The organism is Caulobacter sp. ErkDOM-E (assembly GCF_048541895.1).
Taxonomy (GTDB): Bacteria; Pseudomonadota; Alphaproteobacteria; order Caulobacterales; family Caulobacteraceae; genus Caulobacter.
This window is the reverse complement of the sequence record NZ_CP183331.1, coordinates 3,137,477-3,157,544: the sequence shown is the minus strand read 5'-3', so window position 1 is coordinate 3,157,544 and position 20,068 is coordinate 3,137,477. Positions and strand designations below refer to the sequence as shown.

General features: G+C 68.0%; 18 protein-coding genes. 16 read left to right on the top strand and 2 right to left on the bottom strand.

Translation table 11 applies throughout. The features are described 5' to 3' along the window. Positions 1 to 17 precede the first annotated feature (17 nt). From ACN2C7_RS15535 to ACN2C7_RS15465, 15 genes are all read left to right on the top strand, one after another. Complete coding sequence (locus ACN2C7_RS15535; RefSeq protein WP_419317998.1) at positions 18 to 968, top strand: DnaJ C-terminal domain-containing protein; 951 nt, start codon at positions 18 to 20, stop codon at positions 966 to 968. A 179-nt stretch (positions 969 to 1,147) separates the two neighbouring features. After that, on the top strand, positions 1,148 to 1,465 hold the full coding sequence (locus ACN2C7_RS15530) for a PepSY domain-containing protein (protein WP_419252137.1): 318 nt from the start codon (positions 1,148 to 1,150) through the stop codon (positions 1,463 to 1,465). A 13-nt stretch (positions 1,466 to 1,478) separates the two neighbouring features. Further along, positions 1,479 to 2,156, top strand: a complete 678-nt coding sequence (locus ACN2C7_RS15525) for a response regulator transcription factor (protein ID WP_419252136.1) — start codon at positions 1,479 to 1,481, stop codon at positions 2,154 to 2,156. Positions 2,157 to 2,172: 16 nt separating this feature from the next. Continuing rightward, a complete protein-coding gene (locus ACN2C7_RS15520) occupies positions 2,173 to 3,570 on the top strand; it encodes an ATP-binding protein (protein WP_419321485.1) in 1,398 nt (465 codons plus the stop codon). Positions 3,571 to 3,757: 187 nt separating this feature from the next. After that, complete coding sequence (locus tag ACN2C7_RS15515) at positions 3,758 to 5,089, top strand: hypothetical protein (protein WP_419317996.1); 1,332 nt, start codon at positions 3,758 to 3,760, stop codon at positions 5,087 to 5,089. A gap of 61 nt (positions 5,090 to 5,150) precedes the next feature. Then, positions 5,151 to 6,257, top strand: a complete 1,107-nt coding sequence (ccmI, locus tag ACN2C7_RS15510; protein ID WP_419317994.1) for a c-type cytochrome biogenesis protein CcmI — start codon at positions 5,151 to 5,153, stop codon at positions 6,255 to 6,257. Then, positions 6,254 to 6,745 carry a cytochrome c maturation protein CcmE gene (gene ccmE, locus ACN2C7_RS15505; RefSeq protein WP_419317992.1) on the top strand — a complete coding sequence of 164 codons (492 nt, stop codon included), beginning with the start codon at positions 6,254 to 6,256 and terminating at the stop codon, positions 6,743 to 6,745. Before ccmI ends, ccmE begins: the two co-directional genes overlap by 4 nt. Beyond that, entirely contained in the window at positions 6,742 to 8,724 is a 1,983-nt protein-coding gene (locus ACN2C7_RS15500) for a heme lyase CcmF/NrfE family subunit (protein ID WP_419317990.1), read from the top strand. Before ccmE ends, ACN2C7_RS15500 begins: the two co-directional genes overlap by 4 nt. Beyond that, positions 8,721 to 9,239, top strand: a complete 519-nt coding sequence (locus tag ACN2C7_RS15495) for a cytochrome c-type biogenesis protein (protein ID WP_419317989.1) — start codon at positions 8,721 to 8,723, stop codon at positions 9,237 to 9,239. Before ACN2C7_RS15500 ends, ACN2C7_RS15495 begins: the two co-directional genes overlap by 4 nt. Before the next feature lie 134 nt (positions 9,240 to 9,373). Then, the gene (locus tag ACN2C7_RS15490) at positions 9,374 to 10,945 is read left to right on the top strand and encodes a trypsin-like peptidase domain-containing protein (protein WP_419317987.1); all 1,572 of its coding nucleotides are present in this window, start codon (positions 9,374 to 9,376) and stop codon (positions 10,943 to 10,945) included. A 239-nt stretch (positions 10,946 to 11,184) separates the two neighbouring features. Then, the gene (locus ACN2C7_RS15485; protein ID WP_419317985.1) at positions 11,185 to 11,913 is read left to right on the top strand and encodes a GntR family transcriptional regulator; all 729 of its coding nucleotides are present in this window, start codon (positions 11,185 to 11,187) and stop codon (positions 11,911 to 11,913) included. A 179-nt stretch (positions 11,914 to 12,092) separates the two neighbouring features. Continuing rightward, entirely contained in the window at positions 12,093 to 14,483 is a 2,391-nt protein-coding gene (locus ACN2C7_RS15480) for a TonB-dependent siderophore receptor (RefSeq protein WP_419317983.1), read from the top strand. Then, positions 14,453 to 15,775 carry a CynX/NimT family MFS transporter gene (locus ACN2C7_RS15475; RefSeq protein WP_419317981.1) on the top strand — a complete coding sequence of 441 codons (1,323 nt, stop codon included), beginning with the start codon at positions 14,453 to 14,455 and terminating at the stop codon, positions 15,773 to 15,775. Before ACN2C7_RS15480 ends, ACN2C7_RS15475 begins: the two co-directional genes overlap by 31 nt. 58 nt (positions 15,776 to 15,833) lie before the next feature. Next, complete coding sequence (locus ACN2C7_RS15470) at positions 15,834 to 16,898, top strand: LLM class flavin-dependent oxidoreductase (protein ID WP_419317979.1); 1,065 nt, start codon at positions 15,834 to 15,836, stop codon at positions 16,896 to 16,898. Further along, complete coding sequence (locus ACN2C7_RS15465) at positions 16,895 to 17,542, top strand: cysteine hydrolase family protein (protein ID WP_419317977.1); 648 nt, start codon at positions 16,895 to 16,897, stop codon at positions 17,540 to 17,542. The genes ACN2C7_RS15470 and ACN2C7_RS15465 overlap by 4 nt, the downstream gene beginning before the upstream one ends. 89 nt (positions 17,543 to 17,631) lie before the next feature. On the opposite strand, the gene ACN2C7_RS15460 is transcribed toward ACN2C7_RS15465, so the two are convergent. Next, positions 17,632 to 18,324 carry a TorF family putative porin gene (locus ACN2C7_RS15460; protein ID WP_419317975.1) on the bottom strand — a complete coding sequence of 231 codons (693 nt, stop codon included), beginning with the start codon at positions 18,322 to 18,324 and terminating at the stop codon, positions 17,632 to 17,634. 266 nt (positions 18,325 to 18,590) lie between these two features. Further along, the gene (locus ACN2C7_RS15455; protein ID WP_419317973.1) at positions 18,591 to 19,418 is read right to left on the bottom strand and encodes an SDR family NAD(P)-dependent oxidoreductase; all 828 of its coding nucleotides are present in this window, start codon (positions 19,416 to 19,418) and stop codon (positions 18,591 to 18,593) included. Between the two features lie 68 nt (positions 19,419 to 19,486). On the opposite strand from ACN2C7_RS15455, the gene queF reads away from it, so the two are divergent. Beyond that, on the top strand, positions 19,487 to 19,942 hold the full coding sequence (gene queF, locus ACN2C7_RS15450) for a preQ(1) synthase (RefSeq protein WP_419317971.1): 456 nt from the start codon (positions 19,487 to 19,489) through the stop codon (positions 19,940 to 19,942). Positions 19,943 to 20,068 lie beyond the last annotated feature (126 nt).

Here is a 20,068-nt window from a genome sequence, read left to right as displayed (position 1 = left end):
ACTCTCGAGGACCTTCCTTGGCGCGCGACCCCTATCAGGAACTTGGCGTTTCCCGCACCGCGACGACGGACGAGATCCGCAAGGCGTTCCGCAAGCTCGCCAAGCAGTTTCACCCCGACGCCAATCCCGGCAACAAGGCTGCCGAGGACCGCTTCAAGCAGATCAGCGCCGCCTTCGATATTGTAGGCGACGCGGTCAAGAAGAAGAAGTTCGACGCCGGCGAGATCGATGCCGACGGTCGCGAGATCGCGCGCGGCTTCGGCGGCGCGGGCGGCAGTCCGTTTGGAGCCGGCGGCTTCAATCGTGGCGGCTTCCAGTCGCGCGGCGGTGGCGGCGGTGAGGGTCCCGAGATCGACCTCGGCGATCTGTTCGGCGACATCCTGGGGCGTGGCGCGCGCAGCGGCTCGGCCGGCGGGTTCGGCGGCGCCGGCGGCGGCGGTTTCGCGCCGCGTGGCGCCGATGTTCGGGCCCGGCTGGACATCGACCTGGAAGAAGCCATTCGCGGCGGCAAGAAGCGCGTCGCCTTCTCGGACGGCCGCACCATCGACGTCACCATCCCGCCCGGGGCCCAGGAAGGCCAGACCCTGCGCCTGAAGGGCCAGGGCAGTCCGGGTCGCGCCGGTCCCGGCGACGCCCTGATCGAACTGGCGATCAAGCCCCACGCCATCTATCGCCGCGAGGGCGAGACCCTGGTCATGGACCTGCCGATCTCGGTGCCCGACGCGGTGCTGGGCGGCAAGATCGAGGCGCCCACCCCCGACGGCGCCGTCATGCTGGCCGTGCCCAAAGGCTCCAACAGCGGCGCGACCCTGCGCCTGAAGGGCCGTGGCCTGGTCGACGCCAAGGGCAAGCGCGGCGACCTGCTGGCGCGCCTGGTGGTGACCCTGCCCGACGAGCCCGACAGCGACCTGGAAAAGTTCGCCCAGGCCTGGCGGGAGCAGAAGCCGTATTCGCCCAAGCGGAAATAGGCCAACGCCCACGGCGGGAAGCGCTTGAACAGCAGATCATGGCGCTGAACGAAGCCGTCCGGGGCAAGGCCGGGCTCGATTTGCCCTACGGCCTGGTCCATCCGTGACAGAACGCCACACGCCCTGCATAAGCTGTCTGTTCAGTCTCCATTCAGCCACCGTCCCTTACATCTGAGCGCATGAAACCGATCCGCGCCCTTCTCGTCGTCGCCGCGCTCGCCGCCACCCTTCCGGGTTCGGCGTCGGCGCAGCGCCGCCCGGACTCGCTGGGAGCCGACTGGCGCGCCCAGTCGGACCAGGCGCGCGGCGGCGTGCAGTCGGGCCGGCTGGTGCCGCTGTCGCGGGTGATCGAGCAGATCAGCCGCCGCACGCCGGGCCGGGTGCTGGACGCCGGGCTTGAGGGGCGCAACTATCGGGTCCGGTGGGCCACCACTGACGGCCGCCGCATCGACTTCATCGTCGACGCCGAGACCGGCCAGATCCTCAGCGCCAACTAAAGGTTCTGCTTCCATGCGTATCCTGCTCGTCGAGGACGATCCCGACCTGTCGCGCCAGCTGAAGCTGGCCCTCGGCGACGCCGGCTATGCCGTCGACCACGCCGGCGACGGCGAGGAAGCCCAGTTCCTGGGCGAGACCGAGCCCTATGACGCAGTGATCCTCGACCTTGGCCTGCCCAAGGTGGACGGGGTGTCGGTGCTGGAGCGCTGGCGGCGGGGCAATGTCGCCACGCCGGTGCTGATCCTGACCGCCCGCGCCGCCTGGAGCGACAAGGTCGCCGGCTTCGACGCCGGGGCCGACGACTATCTGGCCAAGCCGTTCCATACCGAAGAGCTGCTGGCCCGCCTGCGCGCCCTGCTGCGCCGCTCGGCCGGCCATGCCGCGCCCAGCCTGTCGTGCGGGGCCCTGCGTCTGGATCCGCGCGCCGCCCGGGCCAGCGTCAATGGCGAGCCCCTGCGCCTGACCTCGCTGGAATACCGCCTGCTGCACTACATGATCATGCACCAGGGCCGGGTGATCGGCCGCACCGAGCTGGTCGAGCACCTGTACGACCAGGACTTCGACCGCGACTCCAACACCATCGAGGTGTTCATCGGTCGACTGCGCAAGAAGCTGGGCAGCGACCGCATCGAGACGGTGCGCGGCCTGGGCTATCGCCTGACCGCCCTGGAGGGCGAGGCGACCGAGTGACGGTCCGGGCGGAGGCCTGGGCGTGATCGATCTGCGCCGGCCTTCGCTGGTTCGTCGGCTGGTGCTGCTGGCTGTCGTCTGGAACGCGGTGGTGCTGATCGTGGCGGGCGTGTTCCTGACCGCCCAGTTCCGTGACGCCGCCATCCGTCGCTTCGACCAGTCCCTGGCCGTGCTGACCGACGATCTCTATGCGTTGTCGAAGGTGGAGGACGGATTGGTCAAGGCTCCCGTCCTGACCGACATTCGCGCCACGCGGGCCTATTCGGGCCGCTATTGGACGATCTTCGCCAAGACCAGGGCCGGCTCGCTGAAAGTCATCGAACGCTCGCGCTCCCTTTGGGACAGCGATCTGATGGTGGCTTCGCAGCAGATCGACCTGCTGGACGCCGCTCCGGGCAGGACGCTGTATTTCGACATGCGCGGCCCCCAGGACAAGCCGCTGCGGGCCGCGGCCATCCAGGCCCGCCTGCCGAGCTATCCCGATCCGGTGGTGTTCATCGCCGCCGAGGACCGCTCGCCGATCGACGCCGACGCCGACCATTTTGGCCGCATCACCGCCCTGGCCCTGCTGCTGCTGGGCGGGGGTCTGATCCTGGCGGTGGTGGTGCAGGTGAGGGTGGGTCTGGCCCCGCTGTTCCAGCTGCGCCGCGAGGTCGCCTCGGTGCGCCGCGGCCGGGCCGAGCGCCTGACCCGCACCTATCCCGAAGAGCTGGAGCCGCTGGCCGTCGAACTGAACGCCCTGCTGGCCCACAACCAGGAAGTGGTCGAGCGCCAGCGCACCCATGTCGGCAACCTGGCCCACGCCCTGAAGACCCCGCTGTCGGTGATGATCACCGAGGCCAGCCAGCAGCCTGGCAGCCTGGCCGAGGTGGTCAGCCGTCAGGCTGACGTGATGCGCGATCAGGTCGACCACCATCTGCGCCGGGCCCGCGCCGCCGCCCGCTCCCAGACCAGCGGCGAGCGCACGCCGGTCGAACCGATCCTGGACGAGCTGGCGGTGACCCTTGAGCGGATCTTCCAGGACAAGTCAGAGGGGCAGGGCGTCGAGATCGACTGGCGCTGTCCGGAAGACCTGTGCTTCCAGGGCGAGAAGCAGGACCTGATGGAGCTGGCCGGCAATGTCATGGAAAACGCCGGCAAGTGGTGCAAGGCCCGAATCCGCGTGGTCGCCGCGCCCACCAGCCCCGACCGCTGGACCCTGGTGGTCGAGGACGACGGCCCCGGCCTGCCGCCGGAACGCTGGGTCGATGCGCTCAAGCGCGGGCAACGCATGGACGAGCAAACGCCGGGCTCGGGCCTGGGTCTTTCCATCGTCGACGAACTGGCCAGAGCCTATGGCGGCTCTGTCACGCTCGGGGAATCGTCGATGGGCGGTTTGCGCGTCAGCCTGGATCTTCCCAGGTCGGAAGCCTAGCGACAAGCTGTCGCAGCGGTTGTGTTTAACGGCCCTCTATCGGCATTGCTAAACCTCTGGCGCCTTTGACCTTTCCCCGATCTGGGGATGTGTGGAAAACGCTGACTTTTTTGAGGGGTTTGGGAAAGTCTTAACCTCGTTGCCAACATGGTTGACGCTGTCGGTCTTTTCGATCCGGCGGGGGATCATGGCCGCAATCGCTGCGCATAAATTGCAGATCGTTCGGATGTTGGTGGAAACCGCGCCGGACTCTGCCCTGCGCAGCCTGGAACTGGCCTTGGCCAGCGTCGGCGCCGTGGGTGGGCTGGCCCAGGTGCGCGGGCTGGTCGAGGACGAGACCACCGACCGATTCGTTCGCAACAACATCCTGGCTCCCATCGTGCCGATGTGCGCGACGCGCGGCCCCGGCCAGATCAGCTTTCCGCCGCGCGTCCTGCCCTTCCTCTGGAAGGCGCTGAAGACCATCGCGCCGCGGCGCGTCGAAGAGGCTGCGGCCAAGTGCAATCCGTGGGATCTGGAACAGGGCGCGCCAGAAGTCTTTGATGAGTTGTGCGCCCTTGCCGCGCGCGGCCTGCGCGACGCCGAACAGGATGCGTTCGACGCTACCCGCAGTCTTGGCGTGACCGACGAACTGATCAACTGCCTGGAAATCGGCCACATCGTTCGGACCGCCCTGCCCAAGCTGTCTGAATGGGTCAGCCGGATGAGCGACGAGCGCGCCGCCGCCGCGCGTCTGGCCTATCGCGACGCCTGCGTCGTCCGCGAGGATTCCGGGGCCCGGATGTTTGACATGCTGGCCGCCCATCTGCCCGACGACTGGCGGATCCTGCGGGTGATCTCGGCGGTCATGGACCGGCCCAATGACCGCTATCTGGCCGCGTCGGAAGTCAGCTCGTTTGGCGAGCGCGTGCTGGCCGAAATCGACACATCGATCAACCTGATCCGCGACTTCGATCTTGCCAAGGGCGAGAAGCTGGCCCGCGAGGCCGCCATGGCCGCCCAGCAGGTCGCACTGCAGATCACCGAGTTCGAGCAGTCGGTGAACATCGCCAAGGACGGTCCGTGGGGCCGCAGGCTGAGCAAGTACAAGCAGCAGATCGCCCAGGCCGTCGAGCTGCGGATGAGCACGGCCGACAAGGAACTGAGCGAGGCCCTGCCCACCAAGCCGATCTCGATCCTGGGCAAGAAGGGCGGCAAGGGCGTGGCCAAGCTGACCTCGCCGCCGGACGAGGCGCTGGTGGGTCGCGCCACGGCCATCCTGGTCTTCATCGAACACCTGCGGCCCTGCGCGGCCCAGAGCGGCTATGGCGCGACGCGCACCCAGGCCCTGGAAAAGCTCAACAAGCGTCTCGATCAGTATATCGAGGACGTGCTCTACGCGGCGCGCACCGGCGAGGGCGGCGATCCTGTCGTGGCCCAGCAATATCTTGATGTCGCCGCCGCCTTCATCGCCCACACCCGCGACGACAAGACCGCCGAAATCGTCCGTCGCCGGGCCGCCGCCGCGATCGCGGCCTGATCGGTCCCTTAAGCGCTTTTTTCGCTAACGGCGGCGCGCATTCCCGGCTAACAGGCGACGTATGATCGCTTTCTGGATCTCGGCGGCCGCGCTGTCGGCTGCGGCCGGCGCCTTGATGCTGCGCAGCGCTGCGCGCGCGGGCGACGCCGATGGCGTCTCGGCCGACCTGGACGCCCACAAACGCCAGCTTGGCGAGATTGATCGGCTGGCCGAAGGCGGCCTGCTGGACGCCGCCGAGCGCAAGGCCGCACGGGCTGAGGCCGGCCGTCGCCTGCTGGCCGCCGCCGACACCGCCGAGACCTGGACCCCCGATGGGCGAGGATCGCGCCGCCTGGCCGTGACCGCCGCCGCTGTCGCGCCGCTGCTGGCCGTGGCGGTCTATGTGTTCATCGGTTCGCCCGGCTTTTCCGATCAGCCCTACGCCAAGCGGGTTGAGCAGTGGCGCGCCACCGATCCGGCCCAGCTGGATCCGCCGCGCATCGCCGCCGTGCTGGAGACCATCGCCGCCCAGCGCCCCAACGACGCCGAACCGCTCAAGCACCTGGCCCTGGCCCGCAGCGCCTCGGGCGATCTGGCCGGCGCCGAGCAGGCCCTGCGCCGCGCCGTGCGCCTGGCCCCCGGCCGCGCCGACCTGTGGACCGGGCTGGGCGAGACCTTCGTGGCCGAGGCGAACGGGGACGTCGGCCCCGACGCTAGACTGGCTTTCCGCGAAGCCCTCAAGATCGACCCCAACAGCCTGTCGGCCCGCTACCACCTGGGCCGGGGCCGGATTGGCGACGGTGACGTGGCCGGCGGCCTGGCCGACTGGCGCGCCCTGGCCGCCAGCCTGCCCGCCAATGATCCGCGTCGCGGGGCGATGAACCGCGAGATCGCCCAGGTCGAGGCGGCCGGCGGCATTCCCGCCCCTGAGGCCGCGCCCGAAGACAGCGCCCAGGTCCAGGGCATGATCGCCGGCATGGTCGAGGGCCTGGCCACGCGCCTGAAGACCTCGCCCGACGATCCCGATGGCTGGGTGCGGCTGGTGCGGGCCTATGCGGTGCTGGGTGAGGCTGCCAAGCGCGATGCGGCCCTGGCCTCGGCCAGTCAGCGTTACGCCGACCAGCCCAAGGTCCTGGCCGCCCTGCGTCAGGCGGCTCAGACCCCGCAGCAACCGAAGACCGCTCCATGAGTTTCTGGCCGAAATCCCGCAAGGCGCGCCGTCGCCTGACCATCCTTCTGGCGATCGCGCCGGTGCTGGCCCTGGCCGTGGGCCTGGCGCTGTACGGCATGCGCGACGCCATCTCGCTGTTCTATACGCCTGCCCAGGCCCAGGAGGCCAAGGTGCCGGCCGGCCGCAAGGTGCAGCTGGGCGGCCTGGTTCAGGCCGGCAGCGTGGTCAAGCATCCCGGCGGCGACGTTGAGTTCGTGGTGGCGGACCACAAGGCCACCGCCCTGGTGAAGTTCCACGGCGACCTGCCCGACCTGTTCCGCGAAGGCCAGGGGATCGTGGCGCAGGGGACGTTCGACGAGAGCGGCGTCTTCATCGCCAAGCAGGTCCTGGCCAAGCACGACGAGCGTTACATGCCGCGCGAAGTGTCCAAGGCCCTGAAAGAACAGGGCGAATGGCGCGGCGAGGGCTCCGGCCCGCCGGCCTATGACGGCAAGACCGCCCCATGACCGTTGAACTGGGCGCCTTCGCCCTCATCCTGGCCCTGATCCTGTCGGTCGCGCAGACCGGCCTGTCGGCGGTCGCCGGCGTTCGGCGCGCGCCGATGCTGGCCGGGGCCGGTCGCGGCGCGGCTGTGGCGGCGTTCGGGGCGACCGCCATCACCTTTGCGTGCCTGGTCTGGGCCTTTGTGACCTCGGACTTCTCGGTCGCCAATGTGGCGGCCAACTCGCACACGGCCAAGCCGCTGCTGTTCAAGGTGGCCGGCGCCTGGGGCAGCCATGAGGGCTCGATGCTGCTGTGGTGCCTGGTCCTGACGGGCTATGGCGCGGCCATGGCCCTGTTCGGCGCCAGCCTGCCGCCCCGCCTGCGGGCCTATGCGGTGGCGGTGCAGGGCGCGCTGGGCGTGATGTTCCTGGCCTATACCGTCTTCGCCTCCAACCCGATGGCCCGGCTGGGCGATGTGCCGATCGAGGGGCGCTCGCTCAATCCGCTGCTGCAGGACTGGGCCCTGGCGGTGCATCCGCCGTTCCTCTACGCGGGCTATGTCGGCTTCTCGGTGGTCTATAGCCTGGCCATGGCGGCCCTGATCGACGGCCGTGTCGATGCGGCCTGGGCCCGCTGGGTGCGGCCCTGGACCCTGGCGGCCTGGAGCTTGCTGACCATCGGCATCACCCTGGGCGCCTTCTGGGCCTATTACGAACTGGGCTGGGGCGGCTGGTGGTTCTGGGATCCGGTCGAGAACGCCAGCTTCATGCCCTGGCTGATCGGCGCGGCCCTGCTGCACTCGGCCATCGTCATGGAAAAGCGCGGCGCCCTGCCGGGCTGGACCGTGTTCCTGGCCCTGTCGGCCTTCACCTTCTCGATGCTGGGCGCCTTCCTGGTGCGCTCGGGCGTGCTGACCAGCGTCCACGCCTTCGCGGTCGACCCGACCCGCGGCGTCCTGCTGCTGATCATGATGGGTGTCGCTGCGGGCGCCGGCTTCATGCTGTTCGCCCTGCGCGCGCCCGCCCTGAACTCCGGCGGCCTGTTCGCCCCGGTCAGCCGCGAGAGCGCCATTGTGCTCAACAATATCGTGCTGTCGACCGCCACAGCCACCGTGCTGCTGGGCACCCTGTATCCGCTGATCCGCGAGGCCATCGACGGCGAGGCGGTGTCGGTGGGCCCGCCGTTCTTCAACCTGACCTTCACGCCGCTGATGCTGCTGGCCCTGGCCATCCTGCCCGCCGGACCGCTGCTGGCCTGGAAGCGCGGCGACGCCTCGGCGGTGATGCGCCGCCTGTGGGTGGCCCTGGCCGCCGCCGCCCTGCTGGGCCTGGTCACCTACGCCGTCGTCACCCCGCGCAAGGCCCTGGCCAGCGCCGGCGTCGCCATGGGCTTCTGGCTGATCGGCGGGGCGCTGGTCGAGCTGGCCGAGCGGCTGAAAGTCCTGCGCGCCCCGATCGCCGAGGTCTGGCGGCGCGCCATCGGCCTGCCGCGCGGGGCCTGGGGCACGACCCTGGCCCATGCCGGCATGGGCGTCTTTGTGCTGGGCGCCTCATTCGAGACCGCCTGGCGAGTCGAGCAGGCCCAGGCCCTGAGCCTGAACCAGTCGTTCAAGCTGGGCGCCTATACCCTGACCCTGACGGAGGTCGGTACGGTCGAGGGCCCCAACTATCTGGCCGAGCGCGGCCTGGTGCGGATCACCGACGCCGCAGGCCGGGTGGTCTGCAAGGCGCAGCCCGAGCGCCGCTTCTATCCCACCGGCGGTCAGACCACCTCCGAGGTCCATATCTGCCCCAAGGGGCTGGACGATCTCTATATCGTGCTGGGCGAGCGCCGGGCCGGGGAGGGCGGCAAGCCCGCCTGGCTGGTGCGCGCCTACGTCAATCCGTGGGTGCGGCTGATCTTCCTGGGGCCGCTTCTGATGGCCATCGGCGGCGCGGTGTCGCTGTCGGACCGCCGGCTGCGGCTGGGCGTCGGGCGCAAGGCGTCGGAGGCTCGGGCATGAAGCGGCTGCGGGCCGTGATTGTCGCCCTGGCCGCGATCGCCTGCATGGCCGCCGCATCCGAACCCAATGAGCGCCTGCCCGATCCGGCGCAGGAGGCTCGCGCCCGGGTGCTGTTCCGCGAGGTGCGCTGCCTGGTCTGCCAGAACGAGTCGATCGACGATTCGCAGGCCGACCTCGCCGCCGACTTGCGGGGCGTCGTCCGGCAGGAGATCGCCAAAGGCCGCAGCGATCGCGAGGTCCGCGCGTTTCTGGTGGCGCGCTATGGCGAGTTTGTTCTGCTCAAGCCGCCGTTTTCGCCGGGCAACCTCGCGCTGTGGCTGGCTCCCCTGGGGATTCTGGTTGTCGGCGGCGGGCTGATGGCGACGCTTCTGCGTCGGCGGCGCGAAGACGGCGCGGTCGAGCCGGACGAGGCCGAGGGCCTGTCTTCCGAAGAGGAAGCGCGGCTTGCGGCCCTGCTTGAAGACAAAGGCCACGATTGCGCCGAAAAGACCCCGCAAGAAGCACCTCCGGCGTGACGCAAAGATAATTCGAGAACCATTGCGCGTTACGCCATCACGACTAGGTTCTTCTGCGAAGCACGTTTTCGGCGCCGGGCGTCGAGAGCGAACAGGTCCCGGCGCTCTGCGCCGTGGGTGAGGAAAGACAAGAGATGACCGCTAGGAAGTCGGGTTTCATTGTGGGCGCCGTTGCCGGCGCGGGCGTCGCCGCCGCCGCTCTGGCGGGCATGGGCATGCGGATGGGTACGGCCGGTGCGGCCGAGGCTCCCGCCGCGATCCGTGTCTCGACGGTCGCCGCCCCGTCCTTCGCGCCCCCGCCCGGGGCCCCGATGTCTTTCGCCGACATCTTCGAGCGGGTTTCCCCGGCCGTCGTCCAGATTGACGTGACCTCCAAGGCCAGCCCCTCGCGCGGTCTGCGCATCCCGGGCCTGGAAGGCTTCGACATCGTGCCGCGCGGTCAGAAGCCGGGCGCCGAAGGCGAAGACGACACCCCCGCCGCGCCCAAGCAGCAGTCCTCGGGCTCGGGCTTCTTCATCTCGGCCGACGGCTATATCGTCACCAACAACCACGTCGTCGCCGACGCGGACGAGATCAATGTCGTCATGAAGGACGGCCGCCAGCTGAAGGCCACCGTGGTCGGCCGCGACGAAGGCACCGACCTGGCAGTGATCCGGGTCACCGACCCCAAGGCCAAGGGCGCGGCCTTCCCCTATGTCGATTTCGAGAACCAGGCCAAGCCGCGCGTCGGCGACTGGGTCATCACCATCGGCAACCCGTTCGGCCTGGGCGGCACCGCCACGGCCGGCATCATCTCGGCCTATAACCGCGATCTGGGCGACAGCTCCTCGCGCTTCGTCGACTACATCCAGATTGACGCGCCGATCAACCGGGGCAATTCGGGCGGTCCCAGCTTCGACATCTTCGGCCGCGTGATCGGCGTCAACACGGCGATCTTCTCGCCGACGGGCGGCTCGGTCGGCATCGGCTTTGCGATCCCGGCCGACGTGGCTGAGGCGACCGCCAAGCAACTGATCGCCAACGGCAAGGTCGTGCGCGGCTATATCGGCGCCAACATCCAGGACTTCTCCACAGAGATGGCCGAGGCCCAGGGCATGCCCGACGTGAAGGGCGCCATCATCGCCGAGCTGGTTGCAGGCGCGCCTGCCGCCAAGGCCGGCCTGATGCCGGAAGACATCGTCACCGCCGTCAATGGCGTCAACGTCAAGAGCGGCTCGGAACTGACCCGCGAAGTGGCCAAGGCCAAGCCGGGCGATTCCATCCGCCTGTCGATCCTGCGCGGCGGCAAGCCCCGCACAGTCGAGGTCAAGTCCGGCGTTCGCCCGGCCGAGGACGCCCTGGGCGCCAATGACAACGACAAGGAGGACGGCGGCGCGCCAGCCTCGCCCGACAAGCCCCAGAGCCAGAAGTTCGAGGCCCTGGGCCTGACCCTGGCCCCGCTGGATACGACGGCGCGCACGACCTACAAGATCGCGCCCGAAGTGCGCGGTGTGCTGATCGCCGGCGTCAAGGCCGACTCCGACGCGGGCGAGAAGGGCCTTGTGAAGGGCGACGTCCTGTCCAGCGTCAATGGCGTGGCGGTCAACTCCACCGGCGAAGTGGCTGAGGCGATCTCGGCGGCCCAGAAGGGCGGCCGCACCAGCGTGCTGGCCAAGGTGGTCCGCCAGGGCCGCCCGGTCTTCGTGCCGCTGAAGATCGCACCCTAGACGGGCCCCGCTCTTCTCCCCTTGTGGGATGGAGCTTGAGGTTCAAACCCATTGTCGTCCCGGGAACAGGTCCCGGGACGACAATGAAGGGGGCTTGGGAACGACCAAGCGCCGCAGCAGCATCTATCCATCATCTGCCTTTGCGGCCGGCTCCCTGAAGGGTGAGCATCTGACGGCCTCTGGCGCGCTCTGACATTTCAGCCTACCTATCAGGGCTCAACCCTGACGGAGCCTCACCGGTGTCTTCTCTTCCTGCCAAGGACGCCCGGTCGCGGTTGCTGGTGCTTGACGTCTGTTCTTCGTCGGGACTGGAGGACTGGTCGCCCGATCTGCAGAAGGCCAAGGTCTATGAGCGGATCCTGCTGGACCTGATCCTGGGCGAACTGGCTCCAGGCGCGCGGCTGGACGAGCAGTCGCTGGCGGCGCGTTACGAGGCCGGCCTGGCCGGCGTGCGCGACGCCCTTGGCCGGCTCGCCCTGGAAGGTCTGGTTATTCGGCGCGCCCGCTCCGGCACGCTTGTGGCGCCCCTGGATCTGGTCGAGCTGCGCCAGGGCTATGAGGCCCGGGCCCTGATCGAGCCGCACTGCGCGGGCCTGGCCGCTCGCCATGCCTCCAAGGCCGAAGCCCAGGCGATCTTCGACGCCTTCGAGGGCGGGGAAGAGGCTGCCGCCAATCGTGACCTGCCCCTGCTGGTGGCCATGGACCAGCGCTTCCATGCCGCCGTGGCCCGGGCCAGCCAGAACCTGTCCCTGGCCCGTATCCTGATCCCCCTGCAGCACAAGGCCGCCCGGTTCTGGGTGTTCTCGTTCAACGGCGCGACCGAGGCCGAACTGCTGGCCGACATCGAACAGCACCGCGACGTGGCCCGGGTGATCGCCAGCGGCGATGTCGAGGGCGCGCGGGTGGCGATGATGCGCGTGTTGAACGTCACGCCCGAGGCGGTGCAACGCCCGTCGGTCGAGGCCTGATCGGTCGCATTGACCCAGAACAAGCTCGGGTTCGAATTGTGAGGCTATAGCGCCACACTGGCCTCATAATCTTAACTGAAATGTCAGAAGGCATTTTGACCAACCCTGGGTCATCCACCAGATGGTGGACGTCGTCGCCTGGTTGCTCCTCCCGCCGGGCGAGGTTGGGGTTTCCTGTCATGTCGCTTCGACGCCTGCTGCTCTCGGTCACCGCCTTCACGATGCTGGTCGCCACCGGGGCCTATGCGGAAACCCAGGTCGCCGACCAGGTCGACACCGTCCTGGTCCTGGCGCGCGACAAGGCGGGCCTGCTGGAAAAGCAGCCGTCCGATACGGTGTTCGGCATCGACAAGCCGCTGATCGAGACGCCGCGTTCGGCCAGCCTGGTCAGCGACCTGACCCTCGAGCGCTTCGGTATCGAGACCCTGGACGGCGTCAGCGCCGTTTCACCCGGGACCCATACCGCAAGTTTCTACGGCGTGCCCGGCGCGCTCAACATCCGCGGCACCCTGGCCGAGAACTATTTCCGCGGCTTCAAGCGGGTCGAGAACCGCGGCACCTATTCCACGCCGATCGGCGGCGCGGCGCGGATCGAGGTGCTGCGCGGTCCGCCCACGCCGGTCTATGGCGCCGGCAAGGTCGGCGGGCTGGTCAACTTCATCCCCAAGTCGGCGCGCGACGAGGGGCGTTTCCTGGCCGGGCCCGAGGGTGAGGTCACCGCCACCTTCGGCAGCTACAACAAGAAGCTCGTCACCGGCCAGTTCGGCGCGCCGGTCAGCCTGGGCGCGGCGCAGGGCGGGGTCTATGTCTATGGCGAGGTCGAGGACAGCCACAGCTACTACCGGGGCATCTATCCACGTCGGCAACTGATCGAACTGTCGGCCGATTTTGACCTGGGCAACGGCTGGAGCACGGCCTTTGGCGGCATGGGCTTCCACTCGGACGGCGACGTCCAGACGCCCGGCTGGAACCGCCTGACTCAGGACCTGATCGACAACCGCACCTATATCACTGGCCGCGACACCAACCTGGTCGACGCCGATGGCAATGGCCGTCTCACGCCCAACGAGGTCGGCTTCTATCCCTATGCCAGCGCGCTCTACATTCCGTATTACGGCTTCGCGAGCAGCGACCCGGCCCACACCCTGGACACAGGCGTCGGCACGACCAAGCTGAACCGCCGCACGGTCTATATCAGCCCGGCCGACTTCTCGAAGACCACCACCGGCACGCTCTATTTCGACCTGGCCAAGGACCTGGGCGGCGACAGGACGCTGAAGCTGCAGCTGTTCCACGACCGCCAGGACAATGAGCGCTTCGTCTCCTACGGCTATCCGTCGGCCATCGACGCCAGGGTCTCGGAGGCCCGCTTCACCCTGGCGCTTCCCACGACGGTCGGCGCAGTCAGCGCCAGGACCCTGGTCGGCGCCTCGCACCGCCGGTTCGAAGGGCGGCGCCGGGAGAGCTTCAATAGCGGCCTGATCGCCCTGGATCGCCGCGACATCGCCTTCGGGTTCACGCCGACCGACACCATCGACAGCCCGTTCACCGACGAGCCCGGCGGTATCGGCCTGCGCTGGGAGAACGACAATCGGTCGGACTGGACCCAGTCGAGCCTGTTCTTCACCTCCGATATCGAGGCCGGGCGCTGGAACCTGATCGTCGGCGGTCGCCATGATCACTACGAGGTCGAGAGCCAGGACACCGGCTTCCTCAGCTACACGATCGCCGGCCGGCAAGCGGATGACCGCAACAAGACGACCTGGAACGCCAGCCTGACCTACAAGGCCCCTTTCGGCCTGATGCCCTATATCAGCTACGCCAAGGCCTCGGCCCTGGAGATGAGCCAGGCGGGCGATATCGCGCCGTCGCTGGTGGCCGATGGGTCATGGCTGTCGAGCTCGGATCTCGCCGAGACGGGCGTGAAGTTCCAGCTGCTGGACGGCACGCTGGTGGGCTCGCTGGCCGCCTATCGCCAGAACCGCACCCAGCTGACCAACAGCTCGCCGCCGATCGTGCTGGGCACGCGCGCCAGGGGTGTCGAGCTTGAGGTTCGCTGGTTGGCCAGCGAGCAGCTCAGCTTCACCTTCACGGGCAACAGTCAGCGGACCACGATCAAGGGACCGGACGCCTCGTTCCAGTATATCCCGGCCTATACGGCGGGGGTGGCGGGACCGAGAGCCTATGGCGGGTCCTATGTGGTCTGGAGCTTCGCGAGTCTTCCAGGGCGGGGCGGCGACTATGCCTATACCCTGATCCCCAAGTCGGTGGTCAGCCTGTACGGCGCCTATACCAGCAAGGGCTATGACTGGGGCCAGGCCGGCGCGACCCTGGGGGTCAGCCACGTGAGCCGAACCGCAGGGACGGTGCAGAACGCTGTCCGCTATCCCGCCTATTCGGTGGTCAACGGCTCGGCCTATGTGACCCGCGGGCCTTATACGGCTCAGCTCAACATCGATAATCTGTTCGACACGTTCTATTTCACCCCTGACGCCGATACCTATGCCAATCTGGGCGCGCTGCCCGGCAAGGGTCGCGAATGGCGTGTGACCCTCAAGCGGACGTTTTGATCTTGGCTCCAACGAACATTCGCCGCCTCTCGCTGCTGGCGGGGTTCAGTCTGCTGCTCTTCCTGATCACCGCCTCGACCTATGGGTCGCTGGGTGTGGTTCTGCCGGCGATGATCGGTGAGCTGGGCTGGAGTTTCGAGAAGGCGTTCCTGGGCTTTTCGGTGCTGGGCGTCTTCACCGGCGCCTCGTCCTGGCTGCCGGCCATCCTGATCCGCAGGATCGGTGTGCGAGGGACCCTGCTGCTGGGTTCGGCGGTGCTGAGCGCCGGCCTGCTGGGCTTCGCGGGGTCGGAGAGCATCGCCCGCTACTATGTCGGTGCAGCCCTGTGCGGGATCGGCTTCCAGATGGCGGCGCTGATCCCCGGCACCCACGTGTTGTCGGCGCTGTATCGCAAGCGCGCCCTGCCGTTCGGGATCTATTTCACCTTCGGCTCGCTGGGCGGCGTCGCCGGCCCGTGGATGGCCCTGGCGATCATGGGCGGCAGCGACAATGACTGGCGACTGTACTGGCTGGTTCAGGCGGTTCTGGCCTGCGTCGTGGGCGCGGTCTGCGCCGCGATGGTCGGCGGTTCGAAGTGGCTGGCGCAGGCCGCTCATGACGTCGATGTCGAGGTGGAGCAGGAAGCCCGAGAAGCCCCCGCCGACGCCAGGATCCATCGCACCTCGCACGAGTGGACCGTCCAGGCGGCGCTGCGCACACCGCAATTCTATGTGCTGGTCGCGGCCTATTTCACCCATCTGCTGACCGGCGTGACGGTGGCCAGCGTGTCGGTCAGCCATATCGGCGAGATCGGCGTCGCCGCCGGCATGGCCGCCGCAGCGGCGGCCGCCATCGGGGCCAAGATGCTGAGCCTGGAATCACTGATGCAGACCGTGGCCCGGCTGGGTGGCGGCCTCATTGGCGACAGCATCGATCCCAAATGGCTGCTGGTCGGGGCGCAGGCGATGCTGGTGGCGGGCCTGCTGGCCCTGGCCTCGGCGACCACCGTGCCGCTGATGCTGCTCTATGCCGTCGGCACGGGGGTCGGCTTTGGCCTGACCGTCCTGGCGGTGACGGTGCTGCTGCTCAACTATTATGGCCGGCGCAGCAACCTGGAGCTCTTTTCCCTGACCTGCCTGGTCGGGGCCGTCTCGGCGGCGGGTCCGTTCATCGCCGGCGCGATGCGTGACCGGCTGGGCGGTTTCGCGCCGACCTTCCAGCTTTTTGCGGCCGTGATCGCCGTGGTCTTCGTGGCCGCGCTGTTCATGCGCCCCCCCGTTCCGCCCGCCGACATGGTCGACGTCCCCGACTGAACCGGGGCGGAATGAAGATCGGCAGTTTTCGCCCGCCGACCGCGTGCTACGAAAAGGCATGAGCGCGTCTTCTCCCCATCACAAGGATTTCGGCGTCTTCCTGCCGGTGGCCAATGGCGGCTGGATCGTCTCCGGGACGACGCCGCGCATCGACGGCCTGTATCCACAGAACCGCGCCGCTGCCGTGCTGGCCGACGAGATCGGTCTCGACTTCATCATGTCGATGGCCAAGTTCCGGGGCTTCGGCGGCGCAACCGATCACTGGGGCACGGTGCTGGAATCTGTGACCCTGATGGCGGGCCTAGCCGAGGCCACCAAACGGGTAAAGATCTGGGCGACCCTGCATCCGCTGCTGCAGAACCCGGCCGTGGCGGCCAAGATGATCGCCACCCTGGACCACATCAGCGGCGGCCGCGCGGGGCTCAACATCGTCGCCGGCGCCTATCGCGAGGAATTCGCCCAGATGAGCGCCTGGGATGAGGCGCTGGATCACGACGACCGCTACGCCCTGGCCGAGGAATGGACCCATGTGGTCAAGCGGCTGTGGAGCGAGGAGCGGGTCACGCATCATGGCCGCTTCTTCAATCTCGATGATTGCCAGTCTGAGCCCAAGCCCCTGTCGCGGCCTCGCCCGGACCTGATCTGCGCGGGCAGTTCGGCGCGCGGCTTTGCCTTTGCCGTGGCCGAGGCGGACGCCTGCTTCATCGGCGGGGCCACCACCGATGATCGCCGCGACGCCAGCCGGCGCGCCAAGGCGATGGCGCAGGCGCTGGGCAAGTCGATCCGAACCTACGCCATGTGCACGGTCGTCCACGCCGACACCGACGAGGCCGCGCAGGCCTTGGCTCAATCCTATGCCGACGGGGTTGATCTGGGCGCCGTGCGAACCATGTTGCGAAGCTGGGGCGCGCCCGCCGAAAAGCTGGATGCTGCGGCCCTCAGGCAAGGAGCGTTCATGACCGAGACCGTGATCGGGTCTCCGGCGACCTGCGGCGAGAAGATCGAGGCCTTTGTCGCCGATTGCGAACTGGACGGCCTGATGCTGATCTTCCCCGACTATGTCGCAGGCCTGACCATGTTCGGCGCCGAGATCCTGCCGGGTCTGCGGCGGCGCTTCGCATGACCCCGGTCCAGCTCGAGCCAGACTGGATCGCGCCGGGCCGGACGGCCCTGCTGATCGTCGACATGCAGGTCGATTTCGCGGCGCCGGAAGGCGTGATCGGCTGCATGGGCGTCGATCTTTCGACCGTGGGGCCGGCCCTGGCCTGCGCTGAACGCCTGGCCGAAGCGGCGAGAGCGGCGGCCGTTCCGTTGATCTTCGTGGGCCTGTCGACCACGCCTGGAACCGACTCGCCGATGTGGCGCGAGCGGATGGCGCGGCGGGGCGGTGATCCCGATGTTGAAAGCGACCTGTGCCGGGCAGGGCGGGTCGGCTCTGACTTCTATGGCCCCAAGCCCGTCGCGGGCGAACTGGTGCTCGAGAAGATCCGCTACAGCGCCTTCGCCGGCACGGGCCTCGGCGACAGGCTGCGGGCGCGGGGCATAGACACCCTGATCCTGTGCGGGCTGACCACCGAGTGCTGCATCGACTGCACGGCCCGGGACGCCTTTCATCAGGACTTCCACGTCTTCGTGCCGGCCGACGCCTGCGCCGCTTACGAGGCCGACGTGCATGAGGCGGCGCTGAAGGTCATGGGTCTGAACTTCGCTATCCTGACCGACGTCGATGCGGTGGTGGACGTCTGGGGCCGGGGGCTCCAGCCGTAAGGCGCGGACGGTCAGCCCAAAGCAAAGAAAAAGCCGCCCCGGGTGACCGGGGCGGCTCCGTTCTGCGTCAATGACGCGAGACGTTATTCTTAGAACGCGGCCTTGAGGCTCACGGCGACGCGCGAGTCGTAGATGGCGCCGTAGCCGTGCTCGTCGGTGTCGTGATAGCGCAGGTCGAGGCCGAGGTTGCTGGTGATGGCGTAGGTCGCGCCGATGTTCCAGGTGTTGTAGTCGCCAGCGAGCTTGATTTCCTGGTGACCGAGGGCGGCGCTGACCGAGATCTTTTCAGAAACCGGAAGCGAACCGTTCACTTCGTAGTAGAACGCGCGGCCGGTGTCGGCCGGGAATTCCGGCGAGTAAAACGCCACGACGCCGAGGGTTGCGGGGCCAAAGCTGCGCGAGGCGGCGGCCTTCAGTTCAAGGTAGCTGAACGAACCGGGGATGCCCTTGTCCTTGGAATAGCCGTAGTAGACGAGGCCCAGGTCCAGGTTGGTGTCGCCCACGACAGGCTTCACGCCGGCATAGATATCGATTTCTGCCGAAGGGTCTTCGACGCCGAAGTCGACGTTCGAGGCCCAGACGCCCGCATAGCCAATGCCGTAGGTGGCGTCGACGCCGCCGAAGATTTGCGGATCTTCCTGGGTGTTGCTCACGCCGCGGAAGACGTAGTCGCTGGCGACGCCAACATTGTAGGACAGCTTCAGCGAGTCTTGCGCCATGGCGGCGCCGCTGAGAGCAACGGTAGCTGCGGCCGAAGCCAGCGCGATCTTCATGATGTTCATGGTGGTCTATCCCCTTCTTTGTGTCGCCTCCCGGAGGCTGGCTCCGAGTTCGACGGCGCCTGCAAGCGCACTGTGTCGACGACTCATTAGTCGCCGACCGTCATGTAGTTGCAATCGCAGTGGGCAAAGCGCCAGCACGAACGGCGGTATTCGACTAAAGTTTGAACTTAGTGTGACGAATTTGCTTCAGAATGAACGACCTAGGCCACGATGCAGCGTTAAGGCTTGATTGACCTTTACCCGTGTCTTTCGCGCATCGCTGGTCTCTATCGCATTGAAAGACTCGCGCCGCCCAGATGCAGGCCGGCGTCCACCAGCAGGGTCTCGCCGGTCACGTGACGCGAAGCGGGAGAGGCGAGGAAGACCGCCGCTCCGGCCACATCCTCGGCCGTTGAGGCGACCTTGAGCGGGGTCGCGGCCGCCGCGCCGGCCCGCAGGCGATCCACCCTGTCGGCGTCCATCGCCTTGCCAAACCAGGGCGTATCGATGAAGCCGGGGCAGATGGCGTTGACGCGGATGCTGGGCGCCAGGGCCCTGGCCAGCGACAGGGTCATGGTGGTCATCGCGCCCTTCGAGGCGGCGTAGGGCACCGAAGAGCCGTTGCCGACCACGCCCGCGATGGACGAGGTATTGACCACGGCGCCGGGCTGCGGCGCAGCCTCGAGCAGTGACCGGGCGGCGCGAACCATCTGGAAGGCGCCGACCACATTGACGCTGTAGAGCCGCAGGAAGTCTTCGGCGTCGACCGCGTCGAGATCGGCGTGGTTGGGCGCGAACTTGGTCATGCCGGCGTTGTTGAACAGGGCATCGATCCGGCCGCTCGCGGCGGCGGCCTCCACAATCCTGCGGCAGTCGGCGTCCTGCGAAACGTCGCCCTGAGCCAGCACTGCCTTGGCGCCTTCGGCCTCAATGAGCCGGGCGGTTTCCTCGGCGTCCTGCGCATTGCTGGCGAAGTTGACGACGATCAGGCCGGCGCCGCGCCGGGCGGTTTCCACCGCAATGGCCCGGCCAAGGCCCGTCGAGGCGCCGGTGACCACAACCGTGAAGCCTTCGAAATCCCGTCCCATCATGATGGTCCTCCCACGCTCGAACATGTGTTTGGACTTTTGTAGCGACCGGACACCCGCTTGTCTCGGGCGCTGGACGAGCCTAAATCCCGGCGATGACAGACCTCAACGTCACCCAGCTCGGCCAGATGGTCGACGCGCCCGCCAGTCCCGAGGCAGCGGTTCTAGAGCGCGTGCCCAATCCGCAGTCCGACGTGCTCTATCTGGCGCGCTTCGTGGCCCCGGAGTTTACCTCGCTGTGCCCGGTCACCGCCCAGCCCGATTTCGCGCACCTGGTCATCGACTATGCGCCGGGCGACTGGCTGATCGAGAGCAAGTCGCTGAAACTGTATCTGACCAGCTTCCGCAATCACGGCTCGTTCCACGAGGACTGCACGGTCAAGGTGGCCCGCAAGATCGTCGAGATCGCCCAGCCGCGCTGGCTGCGCATCGGTGGCTACTGGTATCCGCGCGGCGGCATTCCGATCGACGTGTTCTGGCAGACCGGCCCGGCGCCGGAAGGCCTGTGGGTTCCCGATCAGGGTGTCGCGCCCTATCGCGGCCGGGGCTAATCTAGACTTTCGAGGGTCAACCACGGTTTGCGCGAACCGTCCTGCGAAGGGGGCTGAGCGCGCGCGGCCACCGCCGGGCCTGTCGTCCCCAACTGTCTGTTCATGGTCGGCATCGGCCGCGTCAAA